The organism is Agrobacterium sp. CFBP 3001 (assembly GCF_027871605.1).
Lineage (GTDB): Bacteria > Pseudomonadota > Alphaproteobacteria > Rhizobiales > Rhizobiaceae > Agrobacterium > Agrobacterium leguminum.
This window is the reverse complement of the sequence record NZ_JAQAHD010000011.1, coordinates 46,664-68,918: the sequence shown is the minus strand read 5'-3', so window position 1 is coordinate 68,918 and position 22,255 is coordinate 46,664. Positions and strand designations below refer to the sequence as shown.

The window sequence follows — 22,255 nt, the reverse complement described above, 5'->3', positions numbered from 1 at the left end:
AGAAGATGCCTGAGGTCCAGAAGAACTGGACATGTATAGTAATCTCTCAGAAAGCTTAATTTTTGGTTAATGGTAAACGAAAGACTGCCCCGTAATATTCATTTTCGGGCGCTGGCTGAGCCTTAGCTTACGGCAGCGGAAGTGCAGTCGTGTACCTATTCTGCAGTGCGCGTCAGGATCGGAAGAGATTTTCCGCCGCCTGCCTTCCGGCGGATTTCCGTGTCCTCTCCTCTTCGAGTCGGGTGATTTCGGCTTGCAGAAGATCGATACGGCTGCTCAGTTCGTCCACGGAAAGAAGGCTGAGATCGCCACCGATCTCATGCGCTGCCGGTTTTTGCGGACGGTCATCGTCAAAGAGGCTCATATGCCTGCTCCTTTTTCCACATAGTCGCCATCGTCGCCTGGATATTGCGGCGCGCGCGGGTCAAGCGCAATACTTTCCGGCGTGACGAGCGGCGAGGGTGTCGTTGGCATCATCGTCGAGAAATTGTCTTTTTCCTCGGTTGAAAGTGCTGCGCGCCGGCGGCTTCTGATGATGGCATAGGCGGTGATGAGCAGATGGGCCACAGCCGTGACCAGAAACAGCGCATAGGGGCCGAAATGGGTCATGATCGCGCCGCCGAGCGTCGGGCCGATGATGGTGCCGATGCCGTAAAGCAGCAGCAGACCACCGGAAACCTTGACGAAGTCTTCCGATGCGGCGAAGTCGTTGGCATGTGCCACGGCGATGGGATAGAGCGCATTGGCGGCGGCGCCATAAATGGCGATCATCGAAATCAGCACATAAACATCATGCGGTTGGACCACCGCGACAGCCAGGCCCGCGACCGCGCCAAGCCCGGCCAAGCCCGCCAGCACATAGCGGCGGTCTATCCGGTCTGAAAGCCGGCCTGCGGGAAATTGCGCCAGCGCACCGACGAAAATCGTGACGGACACCATGATGGCGATCATGGTCGGGTCCAGTCCTGCCCGCGCACCGAAGACGGCGCCGAGCGTACCGTAAGCGCCGTTGGCAATGCCGATCATCAGAATGCCGATGAAGGAAACCGGTGAGTTGCGGTAAAGGGCCGGCAGATCCAGCTTCACCTTCTGCAACGGCTGTGGGCTCGCCGCTTTCGAAAGCGTGGCCGGCAGAATGGCGATGCAATAGATGATGCCGCAGATCATGAACAGCGAGGTATTGCTGATATCCCCCATCGGCACGATCATCTGCCCCGCCACGACGCCGAGCAGCGTGATGGCGATATAAAGCGAGAAGATCATGCCACGACTTTCATTGGTGGCGCGCTCGTTCAGCCAGCTTTCGATGATCATCGAGGTTCCGGCCGTGCAGAAACCGGTTAGCGCGCGCAGCGCGATCCATGAGGTGTCGTCGATGATAAGGCCGGTCATCAGCACCGTCAGGCACACCAGCGCCACGAAGGACCCGAATGCCCGCACATGGCCAGCGCGGCGCACGATGGCAGGCGCGACAAAGCAACCGACGACGAATCCCGCCGCCCAGGAGGTGCCCAGAAAGCCAAGAATTTCGTTGGAGTAACCTTCCGCCGAACCACGCACCGGCAGCACGAGGCCCTGAAGGCCGTTGCCGAGAAAAAGAAACAGAGTGCTGGATAAAAGAGCGAATACGGGTAGAAGATTTCTGCTCATGAAAACACTCTCATGCGTTCGGACGGACGGTCGGACAGGTCATAGGACGGGCGTTACCCGAATGAGTTGCACTCTTCTGGTGAACGGTAAAAATGTCCAGCCTGTGACGATGCAGAAATAAAGAAAAGGCTCAATAAATGACAAAGGCGATCGGCCTTTTTTTACTGCTGGCCATGGTGGTCCAGATCATCCGGCCGCTCGGTCTGCCGGGCCTGAAAAAAAGAGGCGATTGCTGGAAGATCGCGGTTGCCGCCTTTGTCATCTGGTCGGTGACGCTGCTTCTGCGCCCGTAAGGAAAAACCGCCGCGGAGGCAGGCTCCTTTCAGGCGGGTGGCGGCTCCGCATCGGGCACGACCGATAAAGTATGCTTGAGGCATTTAAGTGCGAAACAGGAGCGGGAATGGCGCACACCCTCGATCTTGTAGAGCTTGCGGCGCAGAAACTGCTCGTAGCCCGCGGTTCCCGCCACCGCCACCTTGATGAGATAATCATATTCGCCGGTTGTCAGATAGGCTTCCAGCACTTCGGGAAGAGCGGCCATGGCCTTACCGAAACGTTCCAGAACTTCATCGTCGTGACGTTCCAGCATGACCTCGATGATCACCGTCTCCGTCAGTCCCAGATGGGCCTGATCGAGAATGGCGGTATAGCCGCGAATGACCCCTTCGTCTTCCAGCCGCTTGACGCGCTGCCAGCAAGGGCTGGGCGACAGCCCCACCTTTTCCGATAGTTCCGTATTGCTCAGCCTGCCGTTCTCCAGCAGGGCCCGCAATATTTTGCGGTCAATTCTGTCCAGCGGCTTCGTCATGCCGGTCTCCCTGAAATGTATCGCAAAAAAATCTGCCGTCCGCGGGGCCGCTCGCGAAAGAAGTGTTTTCCGAAGGGCACTTTGACGACGCCATTCGAAAGCACCTTTGGCTGGTCTTTAAGTACCGTACTGCAAGGTACAGGCAGCAGGGAGGAGCAGGCATGGCACCCACACGGCAACAGCATTTTCCACGGCCGAGAACGCTGATACACCCCGGTATTTCTTCGCCGGTGCGTATCAACAGCCTGCGCTCGCCATCTGCGCGTCATATGCGGCTGTTCATCGCGCCGGGGTGCAGCCTCTACGATGGCATCGTGCGGCCTTTGGCCGAAAACGGCATCGAAAATGCCTCTTTGACCATTCTCGGCGGTTATTTCGACATCCTGTCCTATTGCGTGGCTCCACCCGATCCTTCCGGCAGGGCGGTCATCGCCTATACGAAACCCATCGATGCCGGGGCGGCCTGGCTGGTTTTCGGCAACGCGACGCTGGGGCGGAGCATGAAGGGCGAGCCGATCGTGCATTGCCATGCCGCCATGCGGACTGCGGCGGGTGTGGTCAAAGGCGGCCATTTGCTGACGGAATCCTGTATCGTCGGAGAAAGCGGCATTTCCGCCCTTGTGACCTCGCTCGACAGTTTTGTGCTGCAGCAGTCCTTCGATCCCGAAACCAATATTCCCCTTCTTCAACCCAGGAACCGCACGGAGCCCGCCGATGAACACGCATAACACTGTCGAATCCGGCTCCATGGGCCGCGTGGCCTATGCCCGCATTGCGCCCAATGAAGACCTCGTGCTCGGCGTCGAGAAACTGTGCCTGGCCGAAGGTTTCCGCAACGCCTTCGTGCGCGGCGCGCTGGGCAGTCTGGTGGATGCGTGCCTCGGCACCCGCACCGGTGCGTTTTTGCAGATAAGCGGTCCTGCCGTTGAAATCGTTTCGATTGCCGGTGAGGTGCGCGCCCAGCCGGATGGCTCCCTGCGCGCCGCGCTGACCGGCGTTGTCGCCGACACCGATGGCGCGGTTTACGGCGGTCCCTTCATCGCCGGCGCCAACCCGGTGTGCATGACCTTCGAGGTGACGCTGGAAGAATGGTTGCCTGCGGAAAAGCCGCAGGCGGCGTGAGGTACGGTAAGGCGGGCGGTGGAGTTGCACGGCGCAACTCATGCAGCCGCCCCCTGTCTTTCGGTCAGAAGCAGTTCGAAAGTGACGCAGACCGGGTTTTTGCCGCGCACCAGCCGCCCGCCGCTGATCTGCGTGGTAAGATCGACCATCGCAATATCCAGCATTGCCCGTTCGCCACCCGTGGCGGCGGGGTGGATGCGGCCATTGCGGATGAGGATTTCGCTGGCATAGGCGGTGAGACTTGTTCCGTCTTCATAATCCGCGCCGATCAGGCTGCCGATACCATTGACCTCGGCCTGCCGCAGGTCGAACTCTCTGCAGGCGGCTTCAAGCGCCGTGCAGATATCGGTATTGGGCCGAACGGTGCACAACAGCGCCCGGAGCCCTGCATCCTTCCGGTTGCGCGGCTGAGCGATGGGCGTGAAGAGGGGGAAATTGGTTTCCTCATCCTTCTGCACGTCCAGAATTGCGCCATCCAGCGCCAGCGCCTCGAGCGGCGTTTCCCCGGCAAATTCGGACTCCAAAGGCAGCAGGTGGCCCATGGAGAGAACGCCTTCGGCACTTTTCCACGAACCGTGGCAGTGCAGGAACGGCTGACCGTCGCGCCGCCCCATATGCAGGCCGGCATCGATGATTGTGCCCCCCGGCATGGAGAAAGTTTCGCTATACCAGGCGGCATGCGCGTCATCGGGTGCCGCTGCGGGCATGACATAGTGCAACCGCTTCATCGGCACATTTTTCAGTCTGACATAACCCCCATAGAAACCCTGTTCGACAAAGGCTTCTGCAATCGCCTCATTGACGCAGACACCGGGTCTGGCATTCAGCCTGACCGGATGGGCGTGGCAACCGACGACTCGGAAGCGTTCGGGTGTTGCCGGCCCCGGATGGACGATGCTGCGCGGAAGCCCCTCCGGGGGCGTTATCGTCATACCGCAAGCCCTGCGGTAATGAAGCCGCCGTCTACGGCCAGCACCTGTCCGTTGATGTAGCTCGCGTCGTCCGAGACAAGGAAAGCCACGGCAGAGGCGATCTCGTCCGTCCTGCCATAGCGGTGCATGGGAACGCGGCTGTGCCACTGGCTGCGAACATTCTCCGTATGAACCGCCTGGGTGAGGGGGGTATCGACGGGGCCCGGCGCAATCGCATTGACGCGAATGCCAGATTGCCCCAGCTCGTTTGCCATAACCATCGTCAGAAGATTGACACCGCCTTTTGAGGCGCCATAGGCGCTGCGACCACGATTGCCGCACATGCCGGAAACCGAGCTGATATTGACGATCGAACCGGAAATTGCGCGGTCCAGCCAGTAACGCGCGGCGGTGCGGGCCACGGCGAAACTGCCGACGAGATTGACGTCAACGATACGACGGAATTCTTCCACGCTGGTATCGACGGAAAGCTTGTCGATGCCGATGCCGGCGCTGTTGACGACGGCCACCAGATCAACGGCATGATCGGCGCCGCCCGCCGTCAAGGCGGCGAAAGCCTCTTCTATCGACCTCTCATCCGCCACATTGCAGACGATGCCGCGCGAAGCATCGATGCCGAGTTTTTCGCAGGCCGCATCCAGCGCCTCACGCTTGAGATCCAGTAGCCATGGCTGCCAGCCGCGCGCCATCAACAGCTGCGCCGTGGAAAAGCCGATACCCGATGCGCCGCCGGTGATGGCGACAGCGCCTTTCATCTCTCTCGTCTGCTGTGTCATACCGTCTCCTCCCGGTTATGCGTTACGGCCTTCAGCCAGTCAGTTTTTCCTCGAAAACCGGCATCTGGCCGCGCTTTTCCAGCTCCTCGCGGATCATCTTCTTGGTGATCTTGCCATAGGCGGATTTCGGCATGGCATCCCAGAACACAACGGCTTTCGGCAGCTTGTAGCGGGCCATCTTGCCGTCGAGATAGGCTTTCAGGTCGATGCCGGCGATATCCGCGCCCTCCCGCGCCACGCAGACGGCGACGCCGACCTCGCCCCACACCGCATCCGGCACGCCCAGAACCGCTGTCTCGCTGATATCCGGATGCATGAGGATTTTTTCCTCGATCTCGCGCGGATAGATGTTCGAGCCGCCGGAAATATACATGTCGGAGGCGCGGCCGGTGATGTAGACGAAACCGTTCTCGTCGCGGTGACCAAGATCGCCGGTGCGGAACCAGCCGTTGCGGAAGGCTTTGGCATTGGCATCGGGATTATCGTAGTAACCCGCGAAAACAGCAGGGCCAATAACGCAGATTTCGCCGGTTTCACCGGCCTGAAGCTCCTCGCCCGCATCGTTCTGGATTTGCACTTCCATGCCGGTGCGATCAAAACCGCAGGTGCCGATCCGCGCCTCCGGGCCGTCTTCGGCGTTGTGGAAGGAAGGCGGCAGCACGGTGATGTTGCCGGTCACTTCGCCAAGGCCGAAATATTGCACCAGCACCGGGCCGAGCTTGGCGAGCGCCCGTTTCTGATCGGCGCGATACATGGGCGCACCGGCATAGATGACATAGCGCAGCGAGGAATGATCGAAACGATCCACGGAAGGGTCTTCGATCAGCATTTTCAGAATGGTCGGCACGGTAAAGGCATTGGTGACGCGCCATTTCTCGATCAGCGCCCACACCGCGGTCACATCGAGTTTTTCCGCAGCCGGAAGCACCGTTTTTGCCCCATGCGCCACCTGCACGAGCTGGTGAATGCCCGCGCCGTGCGAAAGCGGTGCAACGACGATGGAAGCGTCGCCCGGTCCGGTGCCGGGCATCAGATCGCAAAGATGGTTGGTGATGACGAAGGCCATCTGGCCATGGGTCAGCACCGCAGCCTTGGGTCGACCCGTCGTGCCGGAGGTGAAGAAGAACCAGCAGGGATCGTCCCGATCCACCGCCTCGCTTTTTACTTTCTGGCCCAGATGGCGGGCCACGATAGTATCGTAGTCCTCGCCAAATTCGGCCGGGCCAATGGCGATGGTGAAATCGATCGCGGTTGCTTCGCGGCTCGCCCTTGCATGCTCGGGAAAAGCGCTGGCGCAGATCATGCCGCGTGCGCCGCTGGCTTTTGCCAGGTAGGCCACCTCATCGGGCGACTGGCGATAATTGGTCGGCACCCACACCGCGCCCACGCGGAAGCAGGCGAACATGGATTCGAACATCTGGTTGTTGTTGGAAGACTGCACCAGAATGCGGTCACCTTTCCTGACGCCGAATTCTGTTACCAGCGCCTGCGCCATGGCATCGACGCGGGCGTCCATTTCAGCCCATGTCCAGCTCTTGTCACCCCATACGAAGCCGATGTCGGCGGGGTTGCGGCGCGCTGCCTGGGTCAGGAAATGCGAGAGATTCATGACCCGCGTGGTCGAAGGCGCAACCCCGCCCGGAGGATGTATCGTCATTTCACGCGCTCCATGATCGAGACATAGTTGGCAACCGCAGTTCCCCCCATGTTGAAAACACCGGCGAGCGAGGCGCCGGGGATCTGCATGTCGCCCGCTTCGCCCATCAATTGCATCGCCGCCATGACATGCATGGAGACCCCGGTTGCCCCAACCGGATGCCCCTTGGATTTCAGCCCGCCGGAGGGGTTGATCGGCAGGCGACCGGTTTTCAGGGCCGTGCCTTCGCGCACCACCCGGTGCCCTTCACCGGGCTTCGCCAATCCCATCGCCTCATATTCGATGAGTTCGGCAATGGTGAAGCAATCATGGGTTTCGACGAAGGAGAGGTCGTCGAGCGTCGCGCCTGCGAGTTCCAGCGAACCTGCCCAGGCGCGGCGCGCGCCCTCGAAGGCCAGCGGATCGCGGCGGCTGAGCGCCAGAATGTCATTGACATGCTTGCGGCCCCGGAAACCGATGGCCCGGTTGAGTGTCGCTGCGGTTTCCTCGTCGGCCAGAATGATGGCGGCGGCGCCATCGGAAATCAGCGAGCAGTCGGTGCGGCGAAGCGGGCCTGCGACGTAAGGGTTCTTATCCGATACTGTGTTGCAGAAATCGAAGCCGAAATCCTTGCGCATATGGGCGTAGGGATTGACCGCGCCATTGGCGTGGTTCTTGGCGGCGATCATCGCCAGTTCTTCCGAGCGATCGCCATAGCGCTGGAAATAGGCCTCGGCGATGCGGCCGAACTGGCCGGCAAAGCCGCCGGAAATATCGGCTTCTTCGGTACGGTAGCAGGCGGACAGCAGGATTTCACCCACCTCGGCGGTTGGCAGCGCCGTCATTTTTTCCGCGCCGACAACGAGCGCGATGCGCCCACGCCCGGCCTCGATGAAATCCATGGCGCTGTAAAGGGCGGCCGATCCCGTCGAGCAGGCATTCTCGAAACGCACGGCGGGCGTGTAGGCGAGGCGCTCATCGCCCATGGCCACCAGCGCGCCCTGAAAATCCTGTTTCGAGAAACCGTTATTCATGACGCCAACGAAAATGCCGCCTATATCGCCGACATCGACGCCGGCATGGTCTATGGCGGGCGCCACGACGGAAGCCATCAGTTGCTCGGTATTTTCAAGGGCCGATTTGCCGAAAGGCGAATGCGCCCAGCCGACGATCTGCGCTTTGCTCATTTGCTCGTTCTCCTTGTTTGCCGTTTCGCATCGCCTTCGCCACGCGTGCGGGCGCGGCTTGCCATCATTTCCGCAATGCGTGTTTCGATGCGGGTCACTTCCTCGCGCAGCACCGCCGCCAGTTCCGGCTGGCGCTCCGGCCGCATGCGGCTGTCGACGGCGGCAATGCTCAACGCTCCCGCCACCGCGCCATCCGGTGTTCGGATGGCAACGCCGATACCCCAGGAATTCGAGAGGATCAGACCCGGATTGAGCGAATAACCATTGGTTCGCGTCAATTCGACATCGCGGCGCAGTCCGTCCAGCGTGATGCCGGGATAGTTCGCGGCAATCAGCCCGCTATTGGCGGCAATGACGCTTTCCACCTCGGCATCGGGCAGGGCCGCGAGCATGGCGAGCGATCCCGCCCCAATGCCCAGCGGGTGCTCGAAACCGGCCTGAAGCGCGTGGGTGCGCACCGGCCAGGTGCCTTCCTCGCGATAAAGGCACAGCGCAAACGTGTCGCGACGCACGGAAAGGAAGCTCGAATCCTCTGTGCGGCGGGAAATCCGCGTCAGACTGTCCTGGGCCATCTGCAGCAAGCCGAAGCGGCGCGATGACAGGCTGCCGAGCACATAGGCTTCCTCGCCCAGATAATAACGCCGCGTTTCCTCATCCTGCTCCACCAGGCCTGCGCGGATCAGCGCCAGCAGCAGGCGGCGGGCCGTGGGCTTGTTCAGCCCGCTTTCGGTGACGATGACCGAAAGCGCCACACCGCGTTCGGCATGACGCCCCACCATGGAGAGCAGCCCCAGCGCCCGGTCTACCGCGCGCGCGCCTGTCAGGTCGTTTTCCATCGGGATCATCGTGGCCATATCAGGAAAACGCTCCCACCGCACAGCTTTGCCCGCCATCGACCGGCAGGCAGATGCCGGTGATGAACTTGGCTTCATCGGATGCCAGAAAGACTGCCGCGCGGGCGATATCGAAGGCATCGCCCATGCGGCCGACCGGGACTGCGGCATTGCGCGCCGCCACCATATCCTCGACGGAGGCATATTGATTGCTGATCTGTTTGTAGATCAGCGGCGTATCGATCATTCCGGGCAGAACGCAATTGGCGCGAATGCCCTGGCGGGCATATTGCATTGCCAGCGCCACAGTTGCCTGGTTTACGGCGGCTTTCATGGCGTAATAGGCAAAATAGGGATAACCGGTCCAGCGAATGGAGGCGAGCGAGGAGATGTTGACGATGGCCCCACCGCCCTGCGCCAGCATCACCGGCAGTACCGCCTTGGCGGTGCGATAAACGGAGCCGATATTGAGATCGACCGAGGCTCGAAAACGTTCCTCGTCCAGCTCTACCGGGCCGCCCATATGGGTCACGCCGACATTGTTGTGCAGAATATCGATGCCGCCGAAGATCTCGCAGGTCCGCGCAACCGTAGCCGATACGGAATCGAGTTCCGTGACATCGGCAGCAACCGCAATCGCCTCGAAACCTTCGCCGCGAATGATCTGCGCGGTTTCCTCGGCCGCGTCAGCGGAAAGGTCGACACAGGCTACGCGCGCGCCTTCGCGGGCAAATTGCACGGCCGCAGCCTTGCCATTGCCGAAACCCGGACCAGATGATCCTGCGCCAAAAACTATGGCGCGTTTTCCCGTCAGGCGACCTGTCAAAACAGTCTCCATTACAATCGTCAGAAATAGTCGGGTCGGCCCCGCTAGAGCGTTTTCACTTTTCCTGGAAATGCTCTCAAAGCGGGGCCAATTATTCAGCGGACCGATCAGGTCAGGCTGGCGCCAACGGCCTTTTCGAGAATGGCCCAGGCTTCATCGCCATATTTGCCCTTCCATTCGGAATAGAAACCGGCTTCCTTGAGAGTTGCGCGGAAGAGTGAGGCGTCGGTGTCGTTGAAGGTCATGCCCTTGGCAATCAGGTCTTCCTTCACCGAGGCATTGAGCTTCGCCACATCGGCCCGCTCGTCCTTGCCGGCTTGATTGAGGTTTTTGGCAACGATGGCGCGCAGGTCATCCGGCAGGCGCTCCCAAGCACGTTTGTTCGCCAGGAACCAGAAGCCGTCCCACATATGGTTGGTGACCGAGCAGAATTTCTGCACTTCGAACAGCTTGGCGGTGGAAATGATCGCCAGCGGGTTTTCCTGGCCATCGACAACGCCGGTCTGCAAGGCGGTGTAGACTTCAGCGAAATTGATCGAGGCTGGGGCCGACTTGAAGGCCTTGAACATCGAGGTCCAGAGCGGGCTTACCGGCACGCGGATCTTGAAGCTTTCGAGATCGGCCGGCGTGGCGATGGGCTTGGACGCGCTGGTGATTTGACGGAAGCCGTTATCCCAGATGGTGTCCATGGCAACGAGGTTCTGCTTGGCGATTTCGCCGCGTACATATTTGCCGAGATCGCCATCCATGGCCGCCCAAACCGAATCGTAGTTCGGGAAGGCGAAGCCGATGCCGCTGATGGATGCATTCGGCACCAGCGTCGACAGGATCAGTGGCGAAAGCGTAAAGAATTCAACGCCGCCAGAGCGTACCTGGCTCAACACATCCGTATCAGCGCCCAACTGGCTGCTGGGGAAGATGTTGATATTCACCTGGCCGTCGGTTTCCTTGGCGATACGGTCAGCCGCTTCCTTGGCGCGGATGTTCATGGGGTGCGCGGCAGGCAGGTTGTTGGCATATTTATAATTGAATTGCGCAGCGCGGGCGCGCGACACAAAAGCGGTGGCAAGAACGGCAGAACCGGCGCCGGCCAACACGGTACGTCTGTTGATATTCATTGCTTTCTCCTCCCAAAATAAAAGCATGTGTCATTCATCGGCGTGGCGGGTGGACCCGCCACGGTCTCAGAGCAGAATTGTCGAGAAGCCCGGAACTGCTGCAATCAGCAGCAGACCGATGACCATGGCTGCGAGATAGGGCCAGATGGCGCCCATCGCCTCATCAGGCGAAACATTGCCTATCTTGCAGGCGATATAGAAACCGATGCCGATGGGCGGCGCCATCAGGCCGATATTCATGGCGACCACCACGACCATCGAATAATGGATGTCGTTGATGCCAAGCGTGCGGGCAATGGGGAACATGATCGGTGCGAGCAATACGATTGCCGGCAGGCCTTCCAGCACGCAGCCGAGGATCATGAAAATCAGGATCGATACGACCATATAGGTCATCCAGCCGCCCGGCAGATCGGTGATCATCGCGGTCAGCTGGAAGGCAAAGCCGCTCTGCGTCAGCCCCCAGGCCATGGCCGAGGCGCAGCCGAGGATCAGCAGGATCGCCCCGGAAAGGGCGGCCGTCTCCACCAGCATGGAATAGAGCTTTTTGAGGCTGATGCCGCCATAAAGCACCGCACCGATAATCATCGCATAAAGCACGGCAATGGTGGAAACCTCGGTTGCCGTCGCCACGCCGCCGCCGACGAGGCTGCGGATGAGGAAGGGCAGAACCAGCGCCGGTGCTGCAATCAGCGCCGCCTTGCCGACCAGCGGCCACGGGGTGCGTTTTGCGCCTTCCATGTTTTCATGCCGCGCCTTCCAGCGGGCCAGAACGGCCAGCACCAGAAGCAGCACCATGGCGATCATGAAGCCGGAAGTGAACAGGCCGGCAATCGACACGCCCGCCGCCGAACCGAGAACGATCAGCACGATGGAGGGCGGAACCGTATCGGCCATGGCGGCGCCGGTGGCGAGCAGCGCAATCATTTCCTTGGGCTTGTGGCCACGGCGCTTCATTTCCGGAAACAGCGCCGGTGCAACCGTTGCCATATCCGAAACCTTGGAGCCGGAAATGCCCGAGACCAGAAACAGCGATCCGAGCAGCACATAGGACATGCCGGCGCGAATATGCCCGAACATCGAGGATAGCAGCTCGACAATCGCCTTGCCCATGCCGGTGGCATCGAGCACACAGCCCAGCAGCACGAAAACCGGAACCGAGAGCAGAATGATGCCCGACATGCCCTCGTCAATGCGCCCGATCATCACGATGGTCGGAACCCAGGTGGTAAAGGTCAGGTAGGCAAGCGTTCCAAGGCCAAAACAGAAGGCGATCGGTACGCCCAGCACCAGAAACACCGCCACGAACAAGCCGAGGAAGATCGCAAGATTGAAATTGCCGAAAGTTTCGAGCGTCGGCGATGCCAGATAGAGCAGGCCGGAGACGACCGCGACGGTGACAACGGCTGCGATGATGTCCCGCAGATTTTCCCTGCGGAAGAGATTGTTGAGGACCAGCAGCAGCATCAGACAGGCGCCAACCGGCAAGGCCGCGGCGCGGAAGGACATTGGAATATTCAGCGCTGCCGAGGTGACGACCCATTCCTCGATGGCATATTCTATCGCCGGCTTGATAATCGCCGCAAGAAATGTCGCTACCAGCACCAAAGCGAGCGAGTTGACATAGCCCAGAATGCGCTGCGGAAACATGTTGAGAAACAGCGTCAGGCGCAGGTGTTCGCTGCGATCGATGGCAATTGCCGCACCCAGCATGGCAAACCACAGGAAGCTCAACGACGCCGTTTCATCGATCCAGACGATTGGCAAATGCAGGGCATAGCGCGATGTCACACCCAGCAGAAGCAGGCCGATCATCACCGCCAGCAGCACCGCCGCGACAGCCTCGATGGGGCGCATGAACCATGAGCCTGTTACCGGCCCGGTATGCAAAAGCTCTCCATCGAGCACAAATACGTCGTCATTCGCGTTTGCGGTCATGGTCATCGGGGCCTCCTCTCCCACAGAACAACCTTCGCAACGGACTGCGGCAGACAAAGAGAGTTATCCGCGCCCAGGCCAATATCATGACCGACGCATCAGGATATATCTGTCATTGCCAGACCGGCCAGACCCCTCCAAAAGCCTGAAACTAGCGGTATATTGCCTCCACAATATGGACCGTTAAAAAACTATGCATTCGGGATACACAGGAAAAGTGCCGAAATCAACTGTATAAATGCAGTATTGCGCGGTTTTCATCGTAAGCTTATAGGTCCACATAGTGGATCATACTATAATTGATTGAAATTTATCTGTGATGTAACGAGCGCGCAGCAATTTCCGGGGCTTTTCGGAAGCCCGTCGAGACAAAATCGCTTATGATGCCGGGCGAGCCGGATGGTCTGGCGTTACGCGCTGAAGAAGTCGGAGAGCAAATCCGCTGCCTATTGCGGCAATGACGGTCATAAAGTCGTCAGGTTGCACGACTTGAGCGGATAAGGCTGCCCATGGTGGACATGCTTCCACTCAAGTAGCGATGCACAATCAAAACGGTGGAGAATTATCAGTCGGGTAAAATGAAAGACGATTGGGTCCGGGTGACGGAACACGAATGATCTTGCTTTATCAAACGAAGCAGCCGCCCGGTGGGGCGGCTGCTGTTTATCTGATGTTCTCTGTCAGCCTCAGGCTGCCTTTTCGAGTTCCTGCTTCCAGTTACCCTTGGCGGCGAGGCTGTTCATCGCGGCGCGGTGCGTGAAGGCGCGCTGGCCGGCGGCGACATTTTCCTGCTTGCCGCCCCATGTCTTGAGGGCCGTATCCTGAAGCGCGCGGCCGTAGGAATAGGTCAAAGACCAGGGCAGGTCGTAGCCGGCATTCATGGCGGAGAGATGGGCGGTTGCCTCTTCAGAGGACTGGCCGCCGGAAAGGAAGGCGATGCCGGGAACAGCCGAAGGCACGGTCGCCTTCAGAACCTTCACGGTCTTTTCCGCCACTTCCTCGACGGAAGCCTTGCGGGCCTTCTTGCCGTCGATGATCATGTTCGGCTTGAGGATCATGCCTTCAAGGTTCACGCGGGCATCGAACAGATCCGCGAAGACGGTCTGGAGAACCCATTGCGTGACTTCCGCGCAGCGGTCGATGTCATGCGTGCCTGGCTCGCCGTCCATCAGTACTTCAGGCTCCACGATCGGCACGATATCCGCCTGCTGGCAGAGAGCGGCGTAACGGGCGAGCGACTGGGAGTTTGCCTTGATCGAACCCCAGCTCGGACGCTGCTCACCAATGGTGATGACGCCGCGCCACTTGGCGAAACGCGCGCCGGCCTCATGATACTTGCGCAGGCGCTCGTAAAGACCGTCGAGGCCTTCGGTGATGAATTCATGCGGATGGAAAGCCATCGGCTTGGCGCCGATATCCACCTTGATGCCCGGCAGGCTGCCGGCCGCCTTGATGATATCCACGAAAGGCGTGCCATCGGCGGCCTTCTGGAACAGGGTCTCTTCATAAAGGATGACGCCGGAGATGTATTTCTTCATGGCGTCGTCGGAACGGAACAGCATCTCGCGATAATCGCGGCGGGCGGTCTCGGTGGACTCCAGATTGATGCTGTCGAAACGCTTTTTGATCGTTCCCGTGGATTCGTCGGCGGCGAGCAGGCCCTTGCCGTCGGCGACCATTTTGATTGCGATGTCTTCGAGACGTTCGGTCATTTGCTATTCTCCCAAGGCACAATAAATTTCCGATAACAGAAGTTCCAGGGCAGGGAAATGGCACGCTAACTCATTGAAACGATTGAAATGATTTCAATCGTTTGAAACTTTTCCTCCCGGTGCCGCTTACCAAAAAGCAAGGCCGGACAAGCATGGCTTGTCCGGCCTCGTGTCAGGCAAGTAGCATGAGTTTACTTGGCGGCGGTCAGGATGGCAACGCCCGGCAGTTCCTTGCCTTCCATCCATTCGAGGAAGGCGCCGCCGGCCGTCGAAACATAGGAGAAATCCTCGGAAACACCGGCATGGTTGAGCGCGGCCACGGTGTCGCCGCCGCCGGCGACGGAGACGAGCTTGCCGGCCTTGGTGCATTCCGCCGCGTGTTTTGCAGCGGCAACGGTCGCCGCGTCGAAGGGCTCGATTTCGAAGGCGCCGAGCGGGCCGTTCCAGACCAGCGTTTCGGCGCGGGAAATCCAGGCCTTGATGCTTTCAACCGATTTCGGGCCGACATCGAGAACCATGGCATCAGTGGGAATGGCGTTGATGTCGACGATTTCATTGGCCGCACCGGCCTTGAATTCGCGAGCGACGACGCCGTCCTCCGGCAGAACGATGGCGCAGCCGGATGTCGCAGCCTCGATCATGATCTGCTTTGCGGTCTCGGCGAGATCATGCTCGCACAGCGATTTGCCGACCTGCGCGCCGCGGGCGGCGAGGAAGGTGTTGGCCATGCCGCCGCCGATGACGAGGGCGTCGACCTTCTTGACGAGGTTCATCAGCAGATCGATCTTGCTCGAAACCTTGGCGCCACCGACGATGGCGACGACCGGACGGACTGGCTGGCCGAGGCCCTTTTCCAGAGCCTCAAGCTCGGCCTGCATGGTGCGGCCGGCATAGGCGGGCAGGTGGCGCGCCAGGCCCTCGGTGGAGGCATGGGCGCGGTGGGCGGCGGAGAAGGCGTCGTTCACATAGATATCGCCATTGGCTGCCAGAGCTTCGACGAAGGCCGGATCGTTCTTTTCTTCGCCCTTGTGGAAACGGGTATTTTCCAGAAGCAGGATATCGCCATCGTTCAGTTTAGCGACGGCGTCCGCCGCCGGTGCGCCGATGCAGTCGGTCGCGAAGGAAACGGCGTGATCCAATACTTCCTCGACGGCGGGTACGATCTGGGAAAGCGACATGTCGGCCACCGGTTCGCCCTTCGGACGGCCGAAATGGGCAAGCAGAATGACTTTTGCGCCCTTGGAGGACAGTTCCAGAATGGTCGGCGCAACGCGTTCGATACGGGTTGCGTCTGTCACCTTGCCATCTGCGACCGGCACGTTGAGATCAACGCGGACGAGAACGCGCTTTCCGGCAATGTCGTTGAGGTCGTCGAGGGTCTTGAAAGCGGGCATAGGTCGATCCTGATTTGTTGCGAGTTCGGCACGGACCATACTATGCCTGATTGACGACGCAAGCCGGTCAGGCCTCATTTTCTCTTACTGTATTCGCAGCGGCGGGGGCGCTTTCTTCAACGCTGGCGGAGCGTGGCTGGCGCTTCTCTGCCAGATGGTTGCGCACACGATTGAGGATTTCCGAAAAGCTGATGAAGATCGGCAGGCTGGTCGCCGGTTCCACCGGCTCGAGGGAGATGCCCACACCGGTTATCGCCTCGTGTTCGTCCAATGTGCGAACGATCAGGACGATGGAGCCGAGGCGCACGCGGTCGGCATAATCGGCCTTTCCGGCAAGGCGCGCTTCGATGAGTTCTGCGACGCTCATCGCCTGTTCGGCGGGCGAAAGCAGGCCGGGACCATAGGCTGCGTCCAGCTCCTTTGCCGGACGGGCGGGCGAGATCGCGAAGGTGCCGAAGAAATCGGCGTCGTCATCGGCAACCGGCAGGGCGCTGGCGAACAGTCGGTCGATAAGGCGGGAATAGCCGGGCGCGATGAAGAGGTAGACGAGATCGTTCTCCCGCAGCCGCCCGGCATATTGATAGCGGATCGATTTGCCGTCGCGCACCACCAGCGAGGGCATGGCCCAGCGCGGAATACGTTCGCCCTGCATGATGGCGCTGCCCTTGGCGACCCGGTAGGAGATCAGTTCATGATTGGCGGTGCCGGGCAGGTCGACTTCCAGCTTGTCCACCTCACCCATGCGCGGCGGCACGATCAGCCCGAGCCTTGTCGCCACCGGCTTGATGGTCCAGCCCTGCACCAGCAGCGACACCAGCACGATGATGAAGGCGGCGTTGAAATAAATCTGCGCATCGTCAAGCCCGCCGAGAATGGGCATGATGGCGAGCAGGATGGAGACTGCGCCGCGCAGGCCCACCCATGCCACGAAGGAGGTTTCCTGCTGGGTATAGTTGAAGGGCATCAAGCTCAGCCACACTGCAAGCGGGCGGGCGACGAAGATCAGGAAAAGCGCGAGCAGCACGGCCGGAATGGCGATTGCCGGAAACTGCGACGGGGTGGCGAGCAGGCCGAGCATCAGGAACATGATGATCTGGGCAAGCCAGGTCAGCCCCTCATGGAAACGGCGGATGGTTTCCTTGGCGAAAATCCGGCGGTTGCCGGCAACGATGCCAGCGACATAGACCGCCAGAAAACCGCTGCCGCCAATTGTGCCGGTGAAGGAAAAGACGAGCAGCGCCAGCGCCAGCACGAAGATGGGCGCAAGCCCGCGGTCGGCGGCGAACCGATTGACGACGGTGGCGATCATGACGCCGCCGAGCAGGCCGAAAATCACGCCAAGGCTCATCTGCTCAATGAAAAGCAGCAGAAAGCCGCTATCGATGCCGGCCAGCCCCTGGCCCTTGGCGATGACTTCGACCAGGGCAATGGTGAGGAAGATCGCCATCGGATCGTTGGTGCCGGATTCGACTTCCAGCGTCGAGCGCACCTGATCGCGGATATGGATGCCGCCGATGCGCAGCAGGAAGAACACGGCCGCCGCGTCCGTGGAGGCGACGATGGCGCCGAGCAGCAGGCCCTCAAGCCATGAAAGCCCGAGCAGCAGGGCCGCCGCGCCGGCAAAAAAGACGGATGTGAGGATGACGCCGACTGTGGCGAGAGCGACGGCGGGTGCCGCCGAAAGCCGGAAGGACTGGATGGATGTGCCGAACCCGGAATCGAACAGGATGACGGCAAGCACCAGCGAGCCGAGCATATAGGCCAGCGGATTGTTGGTGAATTCGATGCCGAGGCCGTCCACACCGGCCCCAAGGCCGATCATCAGGAAAAGCAGCAGCAGCGGCGCGCCGAAGCGGAAGGCGATAAGGCTCGAAAAGGCGGCGACGAGAACGAGAACGGTTGCGACCAGCAACAGAAGATAAAATGATTCCACGTCCACCGCCTCATTCAAACCGCGTTGATAGACCGCAACCCGTGGCGCAATGAATGCTCTGCGCGTCTGCAGTCAATGCCCCACGGGTTGCGGTCTGTCAGCGCTGTTTCGGGTGGCGTTGAAAGGCGACGCAAGGCGGGGTGTATCGAATGATACGGCAGGGCCGAAGTGCATTGCGCACGACCGTTATCCCTGTGTTTCTTGTCCGTCCCAAAGTGGACCAGACAAAGGCAGGAAATTGAAAACTTGGAGGCACCTGATAGGAAAATCGAAATAAAAAATCCGGCGAGATTGCTCCCGCCGGACCTGCATCCATTAATGCGTCTTCGTTAGATGGTCTTCGCGAAGGCGACGGCCGTGTCCGACATGCGGTTGGAGAAGCCCCACTCGTTGTCGTACCAGGACAGGACGCGCACGAAATTGCCTTCCATGACCTTGGTCTGGTCGTTGGCGAAGATCGACGAATGGCTGTCGTGGTTGAAATCGCGGGAAACAAGCGGCTCGTCCGTGTAGCCGAGGATGCCCTTCAGCTTGCCGTTGGCGGCAGACTTGATCGCTTCGTTGATTTCCTCAACCGTGGTGGCGCGCTTGGCAATGAACTTGAAGTCCACGACCGAAACGTTCGGGGTCGGAACGCGGATCGACGTGCCGTCCAGCTTGCCCTTGAGGTGCGGCAGAACGAGGCCAACGGCCTTGGCAGCGCCTGTCGAGGTCGGGATCATGGACAGGGCTGCGGCGCGGGCGCGGTACAGGTCCTTGTGCATGGTGTCCAGCGTCGGCTGGTCGCCCGTGTAGGAGTGGATCGTCGTCATGAAGCCATGGTCGATGCCAACGACGTCATCAAGAACCTTCACGACCGGCACAAGGCAGTTGGTGGTGCAGGACGCGTTGGAAATGACCAGATGGTCCTTCGTCAGCTGGTCGTCGTTGACGCCGAAAACGACGGTGAGGTCAGCGCCGTCAGCCGGAGCCGAAACGATGACGCGCTTTGCGCCGGCCGTCAGGTGAGCGGCAGCCTTGTCGCGGGCGGTGAAGATGCCCGTGCATTCCAGGGCGATGTCAACGCCGAGTTCCTTGTGCGGCAGCGTTGCCGGATCGCGAACGGCCGTCACCTTGATCGGCTTGCCGCCGCCAACGATGATCGTGTCGCCTTCTACCTTCACATCGGCCGGGAACTTGCCGTGGATCGAATCGTAACGCAGCAGGTGGGCGTTGGTCTCAACCGGGCCGAGGTCGTTGATGGCAACGACTTCGATGTCGGTGCGGCCGGATTCGACGATGGCGCGCAGGACGTTGCGGCCGATGCGGCCGAAGCCGTTAATGGCAACTTTTACAGTCATTTACAGTCTCCCGAACAAGAATGGGCGTGGTCTTTGCTGAATGGTGAGGGCTTGGGAAGCCCTCACGCAAGTTTTGCCTCGACTGCGGCGACAACGGCTTCCGCCGTGATGCCGAAGTGCTTGAAGAGATCCTTCGCCGGTGCGGACGCTCCAAAGGAGTGCATGCCGACGAATGCGCCGTCGGAGCCGATGAAATAATCCCAGCCCTGGCGGATGGCGGCTTCGACCGCGATCTTCACCGGAGCCTTGCCGATGATGGCGTTGCGATAGGTTTCCGGCTGTTCCTTGAAGAGCTCGAAGCAGGGAACGGAAACGACGCGGGCGGAAACGCCCTTGTCCTTCAGCGTTGCGGCGGCCTTCAGCGCCACTTCGACTTCCGAACCGGAGGCGAAGATCGAAACCTTGGCGTCGCTGGCGGATACGAGTTCGTAGGCACCGTAAGCAGAGAGGTTCTTCTCTTCATATTCCTTGCGTGAGGGCGCAAGGTTCTGGCGGGTAAGCGCCAGTGCGGAAGGACGATGCTTCTGTTCCAGCGCGAGCTGCCAGCATTCCGCCGTCTCGGTTTCATCCGCCGGGCGGAAGACGAGCAGGTTCGGAATGGCGCGCAGGGCTGCGATCTGCTCCACCGGCTGGTGGGTCGGGCCGTCTTCGCCGACGCCGATGGAATCATGCGTCAGAACGTGGACGACGCGGATGCCCATGAGGGCAGCCAGACGGATCGATGGACGGCAGTAGTCCGAGAAGATCAGGAAGCCACCGGCATAAGGAATGAGACCGCCATGCAGAGCGATGCCGTTCATGGCTGCTGCCATGCCGTGTTCGCGGATGCCGTAATGCAGGTAACGGCCGGAGAAGTCCGTCGGCGTGATGGACTTCATCTGGCTGGTCTTGGTGTTGTTGGACGGCGTCAGGTCGGCAGAACCGCCGATCATTTCCGGCAGAACGCCGTTGATGACTTCAAGCGAGTCTTCCGAAGCCTTGCGGGTGGCGACCGTCGGGTTGTTCTCGATGATCTTCTTCTTGAAGGCGTCAATCGAGCTGTCGAAGTTGCCGGGCAGGTCGCCGGCGAAACGGCGCTTGAACTCGGCCTTTTTGCCAGCTTCAGTGGCTTCGAGACGGGCTTCCCAGTCCTGGCGGGTCTTGGTGGAGCGCAGGCCGGCCAGACGCCATGCGTCGAGCACGTCTTCCGGGATGACGAAGGCTTCGGCTTCCCAGTTCAGGTGCTTGCGGGTGGCGGCGATTTCTTCGGCGCCGAGCGGGTTGCCGTGAACCTTGTGGGTGCCCTGCTTGTTGGGCGCGCCGAAGCCTATCACGGTCTTGCAGGCGATGAAGGTCGGGCGGTCGGACTTCTGCGCAGCTTCGATGGCGGCGGCAATCGCGTCCGGATCATGGCCGTCGACGCGGATGGTGTTCCAGTGAACGGCCTGGAAGCGGGCGATCTGGTCGGTGCTGTCGGAGAGGCCGACTTCGCCGTCGATGGTGATGTTGTTGTCATCCCAGAACAGAACGAGCTTGTTGAGCTTCAGGTGGCCGGCAAGCGCGATGGCTTCGTGGCTGATGCCTTCCATGAGGCAGCCGTCACCGCACAGGACATAGGTGAAGTGGCTCTGCAGGTCGGAGCCGAATTCCTCTTCCAGCTTGCGCTCGGCAATCGCCATGCCGACGGCGTTGGCGATGCCCTGGCCGAGCGGGCCGGTTGTGGTTTCGATGCCGGTCGCGTGGCCATATTCTGGGTGGCCGGCGGTCTTGGAACCGAACTGACGGAAGCGCTTGATCTCGTCGATCGTCATGTCCTCGTAGCCCGTCAAATAGAGCAGCGAGTAAAGAAGCATCGAGCCATGACCTGCCGACAGCACGAAGCGGTCGCGATCCGCCCAGAGCGGCGCCTTGGGATCGAATTTCAGGTAACGGGTGAAGAGAACGGTGGCGACATCAGCGGCGCCCATCGGCAGACCGGGATGGCCGGAATTGGCCTTCTCCACTGCATCCATGGCAAGAAATCGGATCGCATTTGCCATCCGGTTGTGTTTGTCGCGAGAAATCATGGCTTTTCCGTCTGTTTCCGGGTGAAAGGAGATAGTTTTACGCAACTATCCAAAAAGCGGGTTGATCCATAGCAGGTGAGGCCGGCAAGTCAATAAATCCACGGGCGTTTGCGGTTCGCTGAGGGAGAAAAAATCGTTTAGAAAATCGGGCATCCTGACAAAATCCGTGCGATAGGCGTTGCCGCCTCTTCGTTCATCCACAGAGCAAAACGTCTCAATGCACTGGTTTGATTGACGGGATGGTAAATCGGGTAATAACCTCGTGATTGTTGAAAAGGCCTGAAACCGGACGATTCGGCCGGTGGCGTGCGAGTTGGAAAAAACGATGTCGGCTGACAAGACCGTACAATCTGCGCTGACGGAGCTGAATGCTGCCATCACAAATCTCGAAAATGCCATCGATATGCGTATCGAGCGGCAAAGGGAGACGGGTGAGATCGATAACGAGGTCAAGCGGGTCCATGTCGACCGCGCGAGGCTCGCGCATGAGCTGGATCAGGCCGAGTTTCGTGCCAATCGTCTTGAAGAAGTCAATCGCGAGGTTTCCCGCCGGCTGGTGACGGCGATGGAGACGATCCGCGCGGTGCTGGATCGATAGGAGCGGGCTCATGGCGCAAGTCACAGTTATGATCGACGGCAAGGCCTATCGCATGGCGTGCGAGGCGGGGCAGGAAGACCATCTGACCGATCTCGCAACGAGGTTCGACCGGTATGTCGGGCACCTCAAGAGCCAGTTCGGCGAAATCGGCGATCTTCGCCTGACCGTTATGGCGGGCATCATGGTGATGGACGAGCTTTCCGAACTCAATCGCAAGATCGAGAAGCTGGAAGGAGAGGTCGCCTCCCTTTCCCGCAACCGCGACGGCATGGCCGAGCACCGGGCGAAATCAGACGAGATGGTGGCGCTCGCCATCGGCGATCTGGCCGACCGCCTGAACGGGATTACCGAAAAACTGCTGGCGCGGCCGAAGCCCGCCGCGCATTGATGGCCTGAAGGGTTCTGAG

At 60.2% G+C, this 22,255-nt stretch carries 21 protein-coding genes; 5 read left to right on the top strand and 16 right to left on the bottom strand.

The window, feature by feature from the left end; genetic code table 11:
• Positions 1–172 precede the first annotated feature (172 nt).
• Positions 173–364 carry a DUF1192 domain-containing protein gene (locus PH605_RS15240; RefSeq protein ID WP_003506186.1) on the bottom strand — a complete coding sequence of 64 codons (192 nt, stop codon included), beginning with the start codon at positions 362–364 and terminating at the stop codon, positions 173–175.
• Positions 361–1,650: an MFS transporter gene (locus PH605_RS15235; RefSeq protein ID WP_035262904.1), complete on the bottom strand. Its 1,290-nt coding sequence runs from the start codon at positions 1,648–1,650 to the stop codon at positions 361–363. The genes PH605_RS15240 and PH605_RS15235 overlap by 4 nt, the downstream gene beginning before the upstream one ends.
• Positions 1,651–1,787: 137 nt before the next feature.
• Between PH605_RS15235 and PH605_RS15230 the strand changes: the two genes are divergently transcribed.
• Positions 1,788–1,943, top strand: coding sequence for a hypothetical protein (locus PH605_RS15230; RefSeq protein ID WP_003520354.1), 156 nt, complete (start codon positions 1,788–1,790; stop codon positions 1,941–1,943).
• Between the two features lie 29 nt (positions 1,944–1,972).
• Here PH605_RS15230 and PH605_RS15225 read toward each other — a convergent pair whose 3' ends face one another.
• Positions 1,973–2,458: an Lrp/AsnC family transcriptional regulator gene (locus tag PH605_RS15225; RefSeq protein WP_065656502.1), complete on the bottom strand. Its 486-nt coding sequence runs from the start codon at positions 2,456–2,458 to the stop codon at positions 1,973–1,975.
• Positions 2,459–2,619: 161 nt separating this feature from the next.
• Here PH605_RS15225 and PH605_RS15220 point away from each other — a divergent pair, with 161 nt between their 5' ends.
• Together PH605_RS15220 and PH605_RS15215 are read left to right on the top strand one after the other, a co-directional pair.
• Positions 2,620–3,186 (top strand): DNA-binding protein, encoded by a 567-nt coding sequence (locus PH605_RS15220; RefSeq protein WP_161987912.1) that lies wholly within the window; start codon positions 2,620–2,622, stop codon positions 3,184–3,186.
• Complete coding sequence (locus tag PH605_RS15215) at positions 3,173–3,580, top strand: PPC domain-containing DNA-binding protein (protein WP_161987911.1); 408 nt, start codon at positions 3,173–3,175, stop codon at positions 3,578–3,580. The genes PH605_RS15220 and PH605_RS15215 overlap by 14 nt, the downstream gene beginning before the upstream one ends.
• A gap of 38 nt (positions 3,581–3,618) precedes the next feature.
• Here PH605_RS15215 and PH605_RS15210 read toward each other — a convergent pair whose 3' ends face one another.
• The 13 genes from PH605_RS15210 to tkt form a co-directional block, all read right to left on the bottom strand.
• The gene (locus PH605_RS15210) at positions 3,619–4,512 is read right to left on the bottom strand and encodes a PCC domain-containing protein (protein ID WP_142845346.1); all 894 of its coding nucleotides are present in this window, start codon (positions 4,510–4,512) and stop codon (positions 3,619–3,621) included.
• Positions 4,509–5,288: an SDR family NAD(P)-dependent oxidoreductase gene (locus tag PH605_RS15205; protein WP_142845345.1), complete on the bottom strand. Its 780-nt coding sequence runs from the start codon at positions 5,286–5,288 to the stop codon at positions 4,509–4,511. Before PH605_RS15205 ends, PH605_RS15210 begins: the two co-directional genes overlap by 4 nt.
• A 31-nt stretch (positions 5,289–5,319) precedes the next feature.
• On the bottom strand, positions 5,320–6,945 hold the full coding sequence (locus PH605_RS15200; RefSeq protein WP_065656498.1) for an acyl-CoA synthetase: 1,626 nt from the start codon (positions 6,943–6,945) through the stop codon (positions 5,320–5,322).
• Positions 6,942–8,111 (bottom strand): acetyl-CoA acetyltransferase, encoded by a 1,170-nt coding sequence (locus PH605_RS15195; protein ID WP_142845344.1) that lies wholly within the window; start codon positions 8,109–8,111, stop codon positions 6,942–6,944. The genes PH605_RS15200 and PH605_RS15195 overlap by 4 nt, the downstream gene beginning before the upstream one ends.
• Positions 8,108–8,965, bottom strand: a complete 858-nt coding sequence (locus tag PH605_RS15190) for an IclR family transcriptional regulator (protein WP_065656496.1) — start codon at positions 8,963–8,965, stop codon at positions 8,108–8,110. The genes PH605_RS15195 and PH605_RS15190 overlap by 4 nt, the downstream gene beginning before the upstream one ends.
• A gap of 1 nt (position 8,966) precedes the next feature.
• Entirely contained in the window at positions 8,967–9,770 is an 804-nt protein-coding gene (locus PH605_RS15185) for an SDR family NAD(P)-dependent oxidoreductase (protein WP_161987910.1), read from the bottom strand.
• Between the two features lie 107 nt (positions 9,771–9,877).
• Positions 9,878–10,888, bottom strand: a complete 1,011-nt coding sequence (locus tag PH605_RS15180; protein ID WP_003520342.1) for a TRAP transporter substrate-binding protein — start codon at positions 10,886–10,888, stop codon at positions 9,878–9,880.
• Positions 10,889–10,954: 66 nt separating this feature from the next.
• Positions 10,955–12,832, bottom strand: a complete 1,878-nt coding sequence (locus PH605_RS15175; RefSeq protein WP_142845343.1) for a TRAP transporter large permease — start codon at positions 12,830–12,832, stop codon at positions 10,955–10,957.
• A gap of 680 nt (positions 12,833–13,512) precedes the next feature.
• The gene (locus PH605_RS15170) at positions 13,513–14,538 is read right to left on the bottom strand and encodes a class I fructose-bisphosphate aldolase (protein WP_003523197.1); all 1,026 of its coding nucleotides are present in this window, start codon (positions 14,536–14,538) and stop codon (positions 13,513–13,515) included.
• A gap of 191 nt (positions 14,539–14,729) precedes the next feature.
• Positions 14,730–15,932, bottom strand: a complete 1,203-nt coding sequence (locus PH605_RS15165) for a phosphoglycerate kinase (RefSeq protein WP_080854256.1) — start codon at positions 15,930–15,932, stop codon at positions 14,730–14,732.
• A gap of 67 nt (positions 15,933–15,999) precedes the next feature.
• Positions 16,000–17,865, bottom strand: coding sequence for a potassium/proton antiporter (locus PH605_RS15160; protein ID WP_142845342.1), 1,866 nt, complete (start codon positions 17,863–17,865; stop codon positions 16,000–16,002).
• Between the two features lie 329 nt (positions 17,866–18,194).
• A complete protein-coding gene (gap, locus tag PH605_RS15155) occupies positions 18,195–19,205 on the bottom strand; it encodes a type I glyceraldehyde-3-phosphate dehydrogenase (protein ID WP_059755800.1) in 1,011 nt (336 codons plus the stop codon).
• Positions 19,206–19,267: 62 nt separating this feature from the next.
• Positions 19,268–21,250, bottom strand: a complete 1,983-nt coding sequence (tkt, locus tag PH605_RS15150) for a transketolase (protein WP_142845341.1) — start codon at positions 21,248–21,250, stop codon at positions 19,268–19,270.
• Between the two features lie 325 nt (positions 21,251–21,575).
• Between tkt and PH605_RS15145 the strand changes: the two genes are divergently transcribed.
• A complete protein-coding gene (locus tag PH605_RS15145) occupies positions 21,576–21,848 on the top strand; it encodes a DUF4164 domain-containing protein (RefSeq protein ID WP_035263131.1) in 273 nt (90 codons plus the stop codon).
• A 10-nt stretch (positions 21,849–21,858) separates the two neighbouring features.
• Positions 21,859–22,236 carry a cell division protein ZapA gene (locus PH605_RS15140; RefSeq protein WP_003523207.1) on the top strand — a complete coding sequence of 126 codons (378 nt, stop codon included), beginning with the start codon at positions 21,859–21,861 and terminating at the stop codon, positions 22,234–22,236.
• Positions 22,237–22,255 lie beyond the last annotated feature (19 nt).

Bases quoted from the DNA above. Each gene is read 5' to 3' on its own strand.
- PH605_RS15240 (WP_003506186.1), bottom strand. From the start codon at position 364: ATGAGCCTCTTTGACGATGACCGTCCGCAAAAACCGGCAGCGCATGAG.
- PH605_RS15235 (WP_035262904.1), bottom strand. From the start codon at position 1,650: ATGAGCAGAAATCTTCTACCCGTATTCGCTCTTTTATCCAGCACTCTG.
- PH605_RS15230 (WP_003520354.1), top strand. From the start codon at position 1,788: ATGACAAAGGCGATCGGCCTTTTTTTACTGCTGGCCATGGTGGTCCAG.
- PH605_RS15225 (WP_065656502.1), bottom strand. From the start codon at position 2,458: ATGACGAAGCCGCTGGACAGAATTGACCGCAAAATATTGCGGGCCCTG.
- PH605_RS15220 (WP_161987912.1), top strand. From the start codon at position 2,620: ATGGCACCCACACGGCAACAGCATTTTCCACGGCCGAGAACGCTGATA.
- PH605_RS15215 (WP_161987911.1), top strand. From the start codon at position 3,173: ATGAACACGCATAACACTGTCGAATCCGGCTCCATGGGCCGCGTGGCC.
- PH605_RS15210 (WP_142845346.1), bottom strand. From the start codon at position 4,512: ATGACGATAACGCCCCCGGAGGGGCTTCCGCGCAGCATCGTCCATCCG.
- PH605_RS15205 (WP_142845345.1), bottom strand. From the start codon at position 5,288: ATGACACAGCAGACGAGAGAGATGAAAGGCGCTGTCGCCATCACCGGC.
- PH605_RS15200 (WP_065656498.1), bottom strand. From the start codon at position 6,945: ATGACGATACATCCTCCGGGCGGGGTTGCGCCTTCGACCACGCGGGTC.
- PH605_RS15195 (WP_142845344.1), bottom strand. From the start codon at position 8,111: ATGAGCAAAGCGCAGATCGTCGGCTGGGCGCATTCGCCTTTCGGCAAA.
- PH605_RS15190 (WP_065656496.1), bottom strand. From the start codon at position 8,965: ATGGCCACGATGATCCCGATGGAAAACGACCTGACAGGCGCGCGCGCG.
- PH605_RS15180 (WP_003520342.1), bottom strand. From the start codon at position 10,888: ATGAATATCAACAGACGTACCGTGTTGGCCGGCGCCGGTTCTGCCGTT.
- PH605_RS15175 (WP_142845343.1), bottom strand. From the start codon at position 12,832: ATGACCATGACCGCAAACGCGAATGACGACGTATTTGTGCTCGATGGA.
- PH605_RS15170 (WP_003523197.1), bottom strand. From the start codon at position 14,538: ATGACCGAACGTCTCGAAGACATCGCAATCAAAATGGTCGCCGACGGC.
- PH605_RS15165 (WP_080854256.1), bottom strand. From the start codon at position 15,932: ATGCCCGCTTTCAAGACCCTCGACGACCTCAACGACATTGCCGGAAAG.
- gap (WP_059755800.1), bottom strand. From the start codon at position 19,205: ATGACTGTAAAAGTTGCCATTAACGGCTTCGGCCGCATCGGCCGCAAC.
- tkt (WP_142845341.1), bottom strand. From the start codon at position 21,250: ATGATTTCTCGCGACAAACACAACCGGATGGCAAATGCGATCCGATTT.
- PH605_RS15145 (WP_035263131.1), top strand. From the start codon at position 21,576: ATGTCGGCTGACAAGACCGTACAATCTGCGCTGACGGAGCTGAATGCT.
- PH605_RS15140 (WP_003523207.1), top strand. From the start codon at position 21,859: ATGGCGCAAGTCACAGTTATGATCGACGGCAAGGCCTATCGCATGGCG.